The organism is Roseibium porphyridii (assembly GCF_026191725.2).
Classification (GTDB): Bacteria; Pseudomonadota; Alphaproteobacteria; order Rhizobiales; family Stappiaceae; genus Roseibium; species Roseibium porphyridii.
This window is the reverse complement of the sequence record NZ_CP120863.1, coordinates 867835-880674: the sequence shown is the minus strand read 5'-3', so window position 1 is coordinate 880674 and position 12840 is coordinate 867835. Positions and strand designations below refer to the sequence as shown.

9 protein-coding genes are annotated in these 12840 nt (G+C 55.9%); 6 read left to right on the top strand and 3 right to left on the bottom strand.

Annotated elements, in window-relative coordinates; translation table 11 throughout:
* Position 1 precedes the first annotated feature (1 nt).
* The 3 genes from K1718_RS04205 (at position 2) to K1718_RS04195 (ending at position 3632) form a co-directional block, all read left to right on the top strand.
* Complete coding sequence (locus tag K1718_RS04205; RefSeq protein ID WP_265679630.1) at positions 2 to 1525, top strand: glycosyltransferase family 39 protein; 1524 nt, start codon at positions 2 to 4, stop codon at positions 1523 to 1525.
* A 58-nt stretch (positions 1526 to 1583) separates the two neighbouring features.
* The gene (locus tag K1718_RS04200; protein ID WP_285806061.1) at positions 1584 to 2774 is read left to right on the top strand and encodes an adenylate/guanylate cyclase domain-containing protein; all 1191 of its coding nucleotides are present in this window, start codon (positions 1584 to 1586) and stop codon (positions 2772 to 2774) included.
* Between the two features lie 63 nt (positions 2775 to 2837).
* Entirely contained in the window at positions 2838 to 3632 is a 795-nt protein-coding gene (locus K1718_RS04195) for an alpha/beta fold hydrolase (protein ID WP_265679632.1), read from the top strand.
* Between the two features lie 24 nt (positions 3633 to 3656).
* Here the strand turns inward: K1718_RS04195 and K1718_RS04190 are convergent, their stop codons facing one another.
* Both K1718_RS04190 and K1718_RS04185 read right to left on the bottom strand, forming a co-directional pair.
* The gene (locus tag K1718_RS04190; protein ID WP_152499703.1) at positions 3657 to 4841 is read right to left on the bottom strand and encodes an NAD(P)/FAD-dependent oxidoreductase; all 1185 of its coding nucleotides are present in this window, start codon (positions 4839 to 4841) and stop codon (positions 3657 to 3659) included.
* A gap of 136 nt (positions 4842 to 4977) precedes the next feature.
* A complete protein-coding gene (locus K1718_RS04185) occupies positions 4978 to 6984 on the bottom strand; it encodes a methyl-accepting chemotaxis protein (RefSeq protein ID WP_265679633.1) in 2007 nt (668 codons plus the stop codon).
* Between the two features lie 138 nt (positions 6985 to 7122).
* Here K1718_RS04185 and K1718_RS04180 point away from each other — a divergent pair, with 138 nt between their 5' ends.
* Entirely contained in the window at positions 7123 to 7998 is an 876-nt protein-coding gene (locus tag K1718_RS04180) for a DMT family transporter (RefSeq protein ID WP_265679634.1), read from the top strand.
* Between the two features lie 15 nt (positions 7999 to 8013).
* Here K1718_RS04180 and K1718_RS04175 read toward each other — a convergent pair whose 3' ends face one another.
* Positions 8014 to 8901, bottom strand: a complete 888-nt coding sequence (locus K1718_RS04175; protein ID WP_265679635.1) for a YihY/virulence factor BrkB family protein — start codon at positions 8899 to 8901, stop codon at positions 8014 to 8016.
* 164 nt (positions 8902 to 9065) lie between these two features.
* Between K1718_RS04175 and K1718_RS04170 the strand changes: the two genes are divergently transcribed.
* On the top strand, positions 9066 to 10754 hold the full coding sequence (locus tag K1718_RS04170; RefSeq protein ID WP_265679636.1) for an acyl-CoA dehydrogenase family protein: 1689 nt from the start codon (positions 9066 to 9068) through the stop codon (positions 10752 to 10754).
* A gap of 167 nt (positions 10755 to 10921) precedes the next feature.
* Positions 10922 to 12799: an SLC13 family permease gene (locus tag K1718_RS04165; protein ID WP_265679637.1), complete on the top strand. Its 1878-nt coding sequence runs from the start codon at positions 10922 to 10924 to the stop codon at positions 12797 to 12799.
* The last annotated feature ends 41 nt before the right edge of the window (positions 12800 to 12840 follow it).

The window sequence follows — 12840 nt, the reverse complement described above, 5'->3', positions numbered from 1 at the left end:
CTTGTCCACGCCCTTATGCAACATGCCCGCCTCTCGCGCCGCCCTTCTTTATGGTGGCATTGTCTGCCTGCTTTATGCGCTTGTTCCCAGCCTGTTTTTTCCCGGACCACCCTTGGATGTTGTGGAAGGTTTTGCCTGGGGCCGCGAACTTCAGCTTGGATATACCAAGCACCCGCCCATGCAGGCTTGGCTACTTGAAGCGACCTACCAGTTGACGGGAGGATATGCCGGGGGCTATTGGCTGAGCGCGCTCTGCGCTGGGATCGGATACGTCTTCGTCTGGCAAATCGGCAAACGGCTTGGGTTCAGCGATTGGCAAGCGTTCTGGGCCGTCGTTCTGACAAGCGTGACTTTCTACTTCACGCTCCCGATGCCTGAATTCAATCCGAATATTCTGCAGATCCCGGTCTGGACCGGAATGATCTTGCTGTTTCACCGGGCCTTACAAAAAGGACACCTGCTTGACTGGATGCTTTTGGGTGCTCTGGCAGCCTTCGGGTTTTACGTCAAATACTTCGTGCTGCTTCTGGTTGGAACCATCGGCCTCTATTCACTTGTGTTCAAAGACGCCCGGCACCATCTGCTGACCCCCGGACCGTGGCTGTGTGCCATCACCTGCCTGATCCTGCTTGTCCCACATGGTTTTTGGCTCCTGGAAACAGACTTTCTGACGTTTCAATACGCAGCCAGTCGCAGCAAACCTGCGATGCTTTTCTGGGATCACATTTTCAATCCTCTCAATTTTTTGGGAGCTCAGATCGGAAACCATGCCGGACTATTGGTGGTCGTTCTTGCCGGCCTCGGCTTTCACGGCCTGACTCACTTCCTGTCCAAGGTGGAGGAAACATCGAACGAGCGCGACAGGAGACACGATCGATTTCTGCTTTGGTTTGGCTTTGTTCCGTTGACTGTGGTGTTGCTGACTTCGGCTTTGAGCGGAAACGAGTTTGAGCACATGTGGGGAACGCCGATGTTCGTGCTGTCCGGTGTACTTGCCGTCCGGTATTTAGCGCTACCGGCAGCATGGCCCCATCCGAAGAGAGCTCTATGGTCGGCTGGCTTTATCCAGTTTGTCTTTCTGACAGTTCTCTTTGGACAGGCGGTTCTGGAACCTCATTGGAAGACCAAACAATCCAGGATGCACTATCCGGCAAAGGCTGTTGCGCTTGAGCTTGCTGCGATATGGCAGGAAGAAACTGGAAGCAACCTTGCTTATGTTGCCGGTGACATGTGGTCCGCGGCCAATGTCACCTTGTTCGCACCGGAGCGGCCATCAATGTTCTATCTGCACGATCAGGTCCTGAGCCCATGGATCGACATTGACGATATCCAGAAGAAGGGACTGATGATTGTTTGGCGCGGCGAGCGGGACAAACCTTTGAACGAGATCCTGCACCATTACCCGAACGCCGTTCGTCACGGCCAGAGAACCTTTCCCTACCAGACTTCCGGACCAATGCCAGATGCACGTATCAATTGGATAATCATCCCGCCTGGTGCCGTTTCCGAAGCAATGCCAAAATAGTGTTGTGAGGAACCGTGCCCGTCTGGAAACCGGAACAAAAGGTCACTAACCTGACGCCATGATCAGTATGGCTGAAATAGACGGCATCGAGGACTGGCTGATTGACCAGGCACTCGGATCTCCGGACATGGCCTCCATGTTTGCCGAAATGTGCGAGCGATTGCGCCAGTGCAATGTTCCCATCGACAGGTCAATGCTGGTGTGGTCAGCGCTGCACCCGCTCATCGAGGCTGAGCTCGCATTCTGGGAAAACGGTGGCACGGTGCAACACGAACGGATCCAGCACTCGGCCGAAGAAACGGACGATTGGCTGACAAGTCCGATCCGCGCTGTCCTGTTGAGCGGTGAACCGATGCTCCGGCGCCGATTGACCAACCAGAACGCACCGTTGGAGTTCCCGTTGCTCAAAACGCTGTCGGAAGCGGGTTACACCGACTACATGGTGATGCCGACCCAGTTCAATATTCCCTCTATTCCGAGCGAATACCCAACGACGGGCATCATTGTCAGCTGGGCGACACGTCAGGAGGGCGGCTTCTCCGACGAAGCCTTGAAGGCTATTCAGTATATCCAGAGACGGCTCGCGCTCGCAGCCCGAGCAACTTTGGAAGGGCAGATCAGCCAAACCATTGCCGAGACCTATCTTGGCAAGATTGCCGGTGACAAGGTCCTCAACGGACAAATCCGTCATGGCGACGGTGAAACGATCGACGCGGTCATCTATTACAGCGATATGCGCGAATCCACGGCCATTGCGGAAACCCTCGGGCCTGATGCCTATCTTGGCTGGCTGAACACTTATTTCGAAGCAACCGCGGGTGCTGTTTTGCAGCATGGAGGTGAGGTTCTCGATTTCATTGGCGACGCGGTTCTTGGGGCCTTTCCGATAGGCGATCAAGATCTGGAGGAATGCGTCAACCGCGCGATCGCCGCCGCCGACGAGACTAGAAAACGTCTGCAGTCGATCAATCTGAGCGCATCTCAGGATCGACCAATGAAATCCGGAATTGCTCTGTCCGTCGGGTCCGTCATGTTCGGCAACATCGGTGTTCCGCACCGGCTGACATTTTCAGTGATCGGTCAAACGGTTCACGCTGCGGCGCGTGTCGAGAGCCTGACAAAACAGCTCGGTGTCGATGTTCTGATGACCCAAGACATTGCGCGCTTTGCAGAATCCAGATCACAGCCGGTTGGCGCTTTTGAGCTCAATGGGTTTTCTGAACACCAACCACTCTTCTCGTTGACCTGACACATTTCAATTAACAGACCCGGCCGTATCCCGCGTTCCCGGACAGACAAAGAAATTGATCTCATGACAGACCTAAGCCCTTCAGCTCGGCCGCATCTACCGTTCCGCGATCAGGAAGCAACCGCCCGGGACGACGGCGCTCCCATCGTTCTCCTGCACGGGTTCGGTGGCGACCGCCTGAGCTGGCAGAATATTCAGGTGGCTCTCAGCACCAAGAAGCGTTCAATCGCTTTTGACTTGCCCGGCCATGGCGAAGCCCTTGATTGGCCGCGGATCGGCAATGCCGGTGTGGCTGCCAAGGCCGTGACACAGTCGCTTGAGTCTCTGGAATTGCCCAAGGTTCATATGGTCGGCCACTCCATGGGCGGCGCAGTGGCCGCTCTGGTGGCGCTGCGAAACCCGGATCTGGTTGCCAGCATGACTTTGCTGGCACCCGGTGGCTTTGGCCCGGAAATCAATCACCGGCTGCTGCGCCGCTATGCGACCGCGACAGACGCTTCGGAAATGGAAGTTCTTCTCGAACAGTTTTTCGGCTGGGAATTCAAACTGCCGAAATTTCTCGCATCAACGGCAGCTGAAAGCCGCGCGCGACCGGGAGCGGTTGCGACTCTCGAGGCTATTGCCGACGAAATCATCGATGGCCGTGTGCAAAGGACGTTACCAAGGGACGATCTTGCAGCCTTGCAAATGCCGATCAAGGTGCTTTGGGGAACCCAGGACCGAGTGCTCCCAACCCGGCAGGCTCACAAACTGCCTGGCATCGTGGCGACCCACATATTCGAGCGTGTCGGTCACATGGTGCATCTGGAGATCCCCAAGGATGTGACCCGGCTTATCCTTCAAAACGCCGGTGCCTGACGCTTGACCGAACGCCGTGCGTCCTCAAGCGTCGGGTAGCAGGTCGTCACGCCACACGTCGCCGATCACGCGGCGTGCCATCATGTGCGAGCGCGGCGAATTGATGCTGTCGACGGCGATGAGCTGACCCTCCTTGAGGTAGGCAACATAAAACTTGTTGCCTTCCGGAGATCCAGTGAGAACCGTATCGTCATAGCCGTCTGACAGTCCGGCAATCTGCAGCTTGATGTCATATTGATCGGACCAGAACCAGGGCAACGGGTCATAATCGACCTCGTGTCCAAGCAAAGCCTGCGCCGCTGCCTTGGCCTGGTCGATTGCGTTTTGAACACTTTCCATGCGCACCGAGCGCTGATACCGGTTGGAATAAAAACGTGTGCAGTCCCCCACAGCGAATATATCAGTGTCGCTGGTCTGCCCGGTGCCATCCACCAGAATACCGTTGTCTGTTTCCAATCCGGCCTGTTCGGCAAGCCAGTCATTCGGTTCAGCACCAACGGCCACGAGCACAAGCTCGGCAGCAACGACTTCACCGGAAGACAGCTTGACCCCGGTCACAGCATCATCGCCTTCCAGCGCTGCAACGCCAGTGTCCAACTTCAAATCAATGCCCCGCGCCCGATGGAGCGCTGTGAAATAGTCCGAAACGGCTTGGCTGACGACACGCTTCATCGGTCGGTCCTGCGCCTCGATAACAGCAACATCCTTGCCAAGCGACTTTGCAACCGCCGCCACTTCAAGACCGATATAACCCGCACCGATAATGGCAATATGCTTGCTGTTGCTCATCCGTTCGCGAATATCGTCAACGTCAGTGATGGACCGGAGGGTTACGACGCCTTTCTTGTCCGCACCCTCCAGGGTCAGTTTGCGGGCGTTCGTACCGGTCGCGAGCACCAGCTTCCCGTAAGGCAGCGTGTCACCATTTTCCAGGGTTAATCGCTTCCCGGCCCTGTCGATCGCGACAACCTTGGTGTTGGGAATGTGATCGATCTTGTTGGTTTCAAAAAACGCAGGAGGCCTGAGCCACAACCCTTCCGCTCCAATTTCTCCGGCCAAAAATTTCTTTGACAGCGGCGGACGCTGGTAAGGCGGATGCGGTTCGTCACCTATCAGACGCAAAGGCCCTTCAAACCCGCCCTGGCGCAGAGATTGGGCAACCTGGGCGCCGGCTTGTCCTGCACCGATGATGACGATTTGTTCCTGCATTCCGTTCCACGCTCCTCAAGCTTGGCCTTTTGACCTTGCCTTGCCCTAGCATGAAGAACGCCCGCCCGCCAGACGGGCGAAACGCCGCGACGGGACGGTCGCGACGTTCAAAAGACTTTTATGAGTAAGAACAGCGTCAGGCGCTGCGGACGCTTAGCAGAAATTCAGCAACTTCCTGACGGATAAGGTCACCCTGACGCCCGAGCGTCTCTGCAAGCTGCTCCACTTCCGCACCGTTTGAGCGGGCAAGTTCGGCTGCAGAACCGACCGCTTCCATGCGATTGGCGCCTTCGTCGGATCGATCTGAAGCACTAGAGACATTCTGGGAGATAATCTGGACAGCTTCATCCTGCTGGCCAACGGCGGCGGCGACAGCAGATGCGAGACCTTCCATGTCGGTAATGATTTTGTTCACGTCCTCGATTGCCCGCACAGCCTGACCGGACGATCCCTGAATTGCCTCGATCTGAACTGTAATGTCTTCGGTTGCCTTGCTGGTCTGATCGGCAAGCTGTTTCACCTCTGCGGCCACAACGGCAAACCCTTTTCCGGCTTCCCCGGCTCTGGCCGCCTCGATTGTGGCATTGAGCGCCAGAAGGTTGGTCTGGTTCGCGATATCACGGATCAACCCCATGACCTCACCGATACGATCTGCTGCGCCGGAAAGTTCCCGCATTGTCGCAACGGTTGAAGAGGCACTGTTCACGGCCTGTTGCGCGACTTCGGTGGATTTGTTGGCCTGCCCGGCAATTTCTGCGATTGATGCGGCAAGTTCTTCAGCCGAGTGCGCCGCGGACGTTACATTCTCCGCGGCTGTACGCACGGCACCTGCAGCTTCATTCGACTGGTCAGCAACATCGTCAGCCGATTGCTCCATCGACAGAGACGTCTGCTTCAGTTCCCCATTTGCCCTGTCCAGACTGTTAAGTGCGTCAGAAACTGTGCCTTCAAACCCGCCAATAAGTTCATCGAGATGCGTGACACGTTCTTCGCGGCGCTGGTTCTCTGCAGCCTGCGAGGACGCAAGTTGCGCCCTCTCAACAGCGTTGTCCCGGAAAACCGTTACGGTGCGGCTCATGGAGGCGAGTTCAGTTTTGCCTGTCAATTCGGGAAGATCGAGTTCCGTCTGACCACTGGCAAGAGCTTCCATCGCCGTTTGAAGTCGCGCCAGCGGCTGCGAGATGGACTGACCGATCACCAGCGCAATGGCCGGCAACAGAATGAGAAGCGCCAGAATCGTGCCGCCAATTCCGAATGTTGCGATTGAACGGGCGATTGTCAGCTGCGCACCTGCTTCGCGCTGAATATCCATGGCAGCCTTGTTCAATGAGGCGATATGTGGTGGCACGAGTTCAAATAGGTTCTGAAGCAGCTCAAGATGCCCGGCCATATCGATTTTTGCGGCCGTGTAGTCGTCAAACGTGGCCTTGTACTTCGCCATGTTGTCCGACAGCTCTTTCTTGATCGCGTCGGAGATGTAGACCTTTTTGAGCAATTTCTCGAACGCTGCGAACTGAGTGGCGAACGCTTCAACAGCCTCTTGGGTATTGTCCAGCGTAAACGCTTTCTCGGCCAGCTGAACCGCGAGAATGGCGCGTGCAAGCTTCTCAAAGTCCGGCCCACCACCGAATTTCATTTCTTCAGCAAGGCGGTCTTTGACGGCTCCGGTGGTTTCGTTCAAAACGGCAAGATAGCCCTGCGTGCTGTCGTAACCGATCTTTTGCTGTACTGCGTCAAGCATTTCGAACGCACCCATCGTGCCTTCGAGCGTGTCTTTTACGTCGGCAACCTGGGGCGCATAAGGAGCAGCTGTCGGGTTTGTCGAGACTTTGGCAATAATCTGCTTGGCCCTGTCCAGCTCTTCGTTGAATGCCTGGAACTTTTCAGCAGATGGGTGACCGATATAGCGCTCTTCAATGACGCGCAACGCTGTTCCCGATTCTGACAACTCGGCGACTTCCTCTGCGAGCAGAGAACTGTCACTCATCCGCGAGAAGGCAGTATCGAGTTCGCTTTGATTCCAGAAGAAAACGGCGCCGATAGCCAACAGGCCAACGATTGTGAAGAGGCTCAACGCCATGATGCGAACCTTGACCGACAGTCGGGACAAGATCTGAATTGGTGATTGCGAACCGAGGGTCACCGGTATATTTCCTTTGAGTGTCACGCGATGAGCAAATGGTTGGCCATAAAAGCTGATTTACTATTAACGTGATGGTTACCATGTCTGCCCTCCGCTTCGTTTCGATCAGCGGCGCAGGGTCTTCCCATTGAGGCCGAATTGAAGTTTCTCGCCAAAGCCGCGCCGGCTATTTTCGTTCTGCTCTGGTCCACGGGCTTTGTCGGTTCAAAGCTCGGTGCGCCCTACATCGAGCCGATGGCATTTTTGACGCTGCGTTTTCTGGCAGTTATTCCGGTCTTGTTCGTACTCGCCTTGCCATTGGTAAAATCCTGGCCATCGGCTCCAACCATGATTGGCCATTGCATCATCACCGGTATGTTGGTGCATGGAATTTATCTCGGCGGCGTTTTTTGGGTGATCAAGCAAGGCATGCCGGCCGGCCTGTCATCGATCATTGTTGGTTTGCAACCGGTCCTTACAGCTCTCATGGCAGTGGCATTGCTGAACGAATCAATCTCAAGAAAGCACTGGCTCTCCATGGCGATTGGAGCCGCGGGCCTCGCGCTTGTTCTTGGGCCCAAATTCGATCTTGGAGGATCTGGCATTACACCTGTGACGATCGCGGTGGTCTTTGCAGCTGTCGCTGGCATCAGCCTCGGCACGGTCTACCAAAAGCGATTTGTCCAGCAGACGGACCTGCTCGCCGCCACCATCTGGCAATATGTCGGAGCTTTGTTGATTACCGTCCCACTCTCGGCCTTTGAAAGTTGGCAGATAACCTGGTCCGGCGATCTCATCTTTGCGATGGTCTGGCTCGTCCTGGTTCTGTCCGTCGGTGCCGTGCTTCTTTTGATGCTTTTGATCCGGGAGGGAGCAGTCTCGCAAGTTGCAAGCCTATTCTACCTGGTTCCCGTGGCGACTGCGGTCGAGAGTTACTTTCTCTTCAACGAGACCCTGTCCCTTGTTCAGATCGCCGGCATGGCACTGGTTATTGGCGCGGTTCTGACGATAAGAACCGTATCGCGAAAACCGTGACGGTAGGCCGACAAGCTACTTCGCGGCAACAAGCATGTCCTGTTGCTGCTTTTTCCTCTGCCAGAAGCGTCTTTGCCGAGAGATCGCGGCATTCAGTTCTCCACCGAGAATGAAAACCAGGGCGCAGATATAGAGGAAAATCAGTGCGGTCATGATCCCCGCAAGGCCGCCATAAGTCGAAACGTAATTGGCGAATTTTGCCAGATAAGCTCCGAAAACACTGCCTGAAATGATCCAGAGAACCAATGTTGCCAGGATGCCGGGCCAAAGGTCCATAAAGCTGCGTTTGCCGCTCGGCAACAGCCAGTGGGTAATGAAAAGGCCGATGATCAGCAGCGACCCGGCAAGCGTAAAGCGGGCAACATTGATCGACAGGAGGAAGCTCTCCACCTGCGGCACGTAGATCTTGAGCGTCTCGAGCGCCAGAGGCGCTAGCACCACAAGAAAAGTGTAGGCTATCAGGATAGCAGCTCCCAAAAGCACAAGACCAAGACTTTGCAGGCGCAGCAGCACGAAATTTCGCTTTTCCTGCTGACGGTAGGCCCTGTTCAAGGCCGTCCGGAGCGCTTCCACACCATTGGATGAAAACCAAAGCGCTGCCACGGCGCCGAAAGTCAGAAGATCTCCCCGCGGAACGGTCAGCACATTGTGGATTTCACGCACGACAGGCGCTGCGACGCTCTCGGGCCAGGCATCGAACACAAGGTCTGAAGCAGTGTCTGCAGCACCGGCAAATCCGAAGAAACCGGCCAGAGAGGCAATAAAGATAAGCAGTGGAAAGACAGCAAGCAGGCCCGACAGGGCGACATGACTGGCCATGGCGAACCCGTCATCGCTGGTAAAGTGTCCGACCGCATCCTTCAGGACGGCAAATGTCACCAGAATCGTTTGCTGTGCTCTCATGCTTTCTGATGTGGCCTTTGACGCCGCATTTCGTCAAGTGGCCACCGCGAAAACCGCCCCCTCCAAAAGATGAAGAAATTCCAGCTCGACAAATGAGTGTGTGCAACGCAACATAGCTTCAACAAAATGCGCTGCTGCGCAACAAATGAAAACGGAGATCGCCAATGTCACCTGCCGCCATGACCGCGACGGAATTGCCGAAAAGTCAAAGCCAACTGACGGAAGCCGCCGTTGCATCTTTGGACCACCTGTTGGATCTGGCCGCGCAGCGTGTACGAGATCTGGTTTTGGAGGATGGCCGGATTTCCTCACGCCGAATGGAGGCGGAACAACGGGCAACACACGGTCTGGCCTGGTTGGCGACCTACGTGGAATCCATGCGGCAACTGGATGCCTATGCCCAGCGCCTGACAGGGGAAGGTCGCTACGGCAACCTTGAAGACAAGATCGTTCAACTCGGATTCGCGGAATATCTCGCCCAGATCTTCGGCGGCATCGCCATGAACCAGGGTGAAATCGTCCGGTTGGCAGATCTCGGCATTTCGGCAAAGGAAGCTGCTGAATTTCGGACTGACGAAATTGAGACATTGATCGAAAACGGAAATTCACCGGAAATCCGTGCCGAGATTACCCAACTGATCCGGGATCAGGCAGGTCACTCGACCTTCGGCGATCCCGGCCTTGACGAAACAATGGAGCAGATCCGCAACGAAATGCGGCGCTTTGCGGAAGGAACTGTTGTTCCAAATGCACACGAGTGGCATCTGAAGAACGACTACATTCCTCTGGACGTCATCAATCAGATGTCTGAACTCGGTGTCTTCGGACTGACCATACCGGAGGAATTCGGCGGCCTTGGGCTGGGCAAGGAGGCCATGTGCGTTGTGTCCGAGGAACTCTCACGCGCCTATATCGGCGTTGGCTCTCTTGGAACACGTTCTGAAATTGCGGCGGAGCTGATCCTGTGCGGGGGAACCGAGGAGCAGAAGCAGCTTTGGTTGCCCAAGATTGCGTCCGGGGAAATTCTGCCGACGGCAGTCTTTACCGAGCCCAATACGGGCTCTGACCTTGCGTCCTTGAAAACCAGAGCCGTCCAGGACGGTGACGTCTGGAAGGTATCAGGAAACAAGACCTGGATCACGCACCCCGTGCGCGCCGACATCATGACCCTGCTGGCCCGAACCAATCCGGATGAACCCGGCTACAAGGGTTTGTCCATGTTCATTGCGGAAAAACCCAGAGGCACAGACGAGGATCCCTTCCCGGCCGAAGGCATGAGCGGCGGTGAGATCGAAGTGCTCGGCTATCGCGGCATGAAGGAATACGAGATCGCCTTTGACGGGTTTGAGGTCAAGGCTGAGAACCTTCTGGGCCAGGTTGAAGGCGAAGGCTTCAAGCAGCTTATGCAGACATTTGAGGGTGCGCGCATTCAGACCGCCGCCCGAGCCCTTGGCGTCGCACAGTCAGCCCTTGATCTCGGCTTGAAATACGCCGAGGAGCGCATTCAGTTCGGCAAGGCGCTTGTCAACTTCCCCCGGGTTTCTGACAAGCTGGCCCTGATGACCGTTGAACTGATGATCGCGCGGCAGCTGACCTATTTCTCATCCTGGCAGAAGGACTCAGGCAAACGCTGCGATCTCGAAGCTGGAATGGCCAAATTGTTGGGAGCCCGTGTTGCCTGGGCGGCAGCAGACAACGCATTGCAGATCCATGGCGGCAATGGCTTTGCGCTCGAATATGCGATTTCTCGTGTCTTGTGCGATGCCCGTATCCTGAACATTTTTGAAGGTGCTGCGGAAATCCAGGCTCAGGTGATCGCGAGGAGACTATTGGAAACGCGTGGCAACGCCTAGGCCCGGCAACGGAGCACCCTTGGCAATGCTCCACTTGCAACTCCACATCACCAGTCAGAAGGGGCGGTGTTGAACGCCGCTCCGAGTGGCGCATCGAATTCCATTGCGCCGGCAGGGAATAATTCCTGAGCCAGCTTCGTAATCTTCCAAACGCACGACACTGGAAGATGATGATGGACCCCCTTGCCGCGACACCCGCCAACATACAACAGCTCGTCAAACCTGACCGCTCCAGCAAAAGGTCTTCGCTGCCAGGCCTCAGCGTTGTAGCTGCAACGCTGATTGCGGTTGGACTGTTCGCATTTGTCTTCTTGGCCCCGCACGAGCTGTCACGCCCGGCCGCTATCACCTTCCTGCTGACCGGTCTGGCAATCGTCGGCTGGACACTGACACCCATACCGGATTCGGTGGTGGCGATCTCCGCGGCTCTTGGCCTTGTTTTGACGGGCGCGCTACCAGAAGAACGTTTTTACGCGGCTCTTGGAACCGAACTTGTCTGGCTGCTCATCTCTGCATTTGTCATTGCAGCCGCAATCAAATCCTCAGGCCTGACCGAACGTTTCGCGCAAAGCGTGGTTAAGCCGTTTTCCACCGTCAACGGTTTCTTCCACGCACTGACATTTGTTGTTTCCGCTACGGTTTTTTTGATCCCCTCAACTTCGGGACGAGCAGCTTTGCTGCTCCCGGTCTTTGTTAGCCTTGCGCCGGTCATGCCAACACCCAGTTTGCGCCGCGCGCTTGCGCTCCTGTTTCCAAGCGCAATTCTCTTGTCTGCAGGGGGATCGCTCATTGGTGCAGGGGCTCATTTCATCGCGGTTGAAACCATCCAAACCTCAACTGGTCTTACCGTCTCCTTTCTTGAATGGATCCTGCTTGCCCTGCCAGTGGCCCTTCTTGCCTCGCACGGTGCGACAGTCCTGATTTTGCTGCTGTTCGTGCCCCCTGAGGAGCGTCGCTTGCCTCTTCGCACCAAAGATCGCGTGCCAGAGGCAAACTTCTCAGGCAAACACAAGAAACTGATGTGCCTATTGGGCCTCCTGATCGCGGCATGGATCACTTCCGGCATCCACGGCATCGGGATCGCAATTATTGGCTGTGTGGGGGCAGCACTTGTTGTCACTCCCCTGTTCACTGACGAAAAACCAAAGGCTCTGTTCAAAAACGTAGAGACCGAGTTGCTGGTTTTCCTGGCATCGACCTGGGTCATTGCGCAGGCGGTGGTTTCAACCGGCAAAGCGAAGTGGCTCGCCGACAAGCTCCTGTTTGTCTTGCCACTGGACCTGTTTCAGCACCGTGAATTTGTGATCCTGGTGACGATTGTCATTGCGACCGCCGCACACCTGGTCATCAATTCCAGAAGCGCGCGCGCAGCAGTGCTCATCCCGTCGCTTGCACTTCCGCTTGCTGAATTCGGACATGACACGATGATCCTTGTGATGGCGACGGTTCTGGGAACCGGTTACTGCCAGACCATGGTTGCGAGCGCAAAACCGATCGCAATTTTCAAGTCGGCAGGTGATGACCTGTTTGGCCAGAAAGACCTGTTCAGGCTGGCTATGCCTCTGCTGCCCCTCAAAGTTGGTCTGATAGCAGCCTTTGCCATGTTCATCTGGCCCCTTCAGTCGCCATCACAATCCGTCAACGACGCTGACCTCAGCCCAACAGCAAACGCCCTCAGACTGTCGAACCCGGATCCCGTTCGTCTGACCGCGCTGCAATTCGAACCTCAGGAACCGATGAGGGGCGCACTTTGCACCAGAACCGAACTCGAAGCGTTGATGTTGGCAACCATTTACGAACGCCGTATGTGGGCGGCAGGTTGGTGGCACGTCTGGGACAGGCTGCGCAAGGATGGTGTGCCGATTGAAAAATCTGCTGTCAGGGACATCTACAAGTCTCAGGACATGGTCAGGCTTCGCTCCCACTCCCTCAAATTTGCGGAGGTCAATCTAGAGGCGGCGTCTGTCACGCGCGCCAGAATGTCCTGCAGCGGAAAGCCAACTTCAAATAATGAAATAGTGCCAACACCGCGTAAGAAACCCTGACTTAACAAGCGGCAGAAATTGAACATGAATACATCTGGCGT

What these genes read in the sequence shown, in the direction of transcription:
- K1718_RS04195 (WP_265679632.1), top strand. Translation starts at nt 2,838, where the DNA reads ATGACAGACCTAAGCCCTTCAGCTCGGCCGCATCTACCGTTCCGCGAT.
- K1718_RS04170 (WP_265679636.1), top strand. Translation starts at nt 9,066, where the DNA reads ATGTCACCTGCCGCCATGACCGCGACGGAATTGCCGAAAAGTCAAAGC.
- K1718_RS04190 (WP_152499703.1), bottom strand. Translation starts at nt 4,841, where the DNA reads ATGCAGGAACAAATCGTCATCATCGGTGCAGGACAAGCCGGCGCCCAG.
- K1718_RS04165 (WP_265679637.1), top strand. Translation starts at nt 10,922, where the DNA reads ATGATGATGGACCCCCTTGCCGCGACACCCGCCAACATACAACAGCTC.
- K1718_RS04175 (WP_265679635.1), bottom strand. Translation starts at nt 8,901, where the DNA reads ATGAGAGCACAGCAAACGATTCTGGTGACATTTGCCGTCCTGAAGGAT.
- K1718_RS04200 (WP_285806061.1), top strand. Translation starts at nt 1,584, where the DNA reads ATGATCAGTATGGCTGAAATAGACGGCATCGAGGACTGGCTGATTGAC.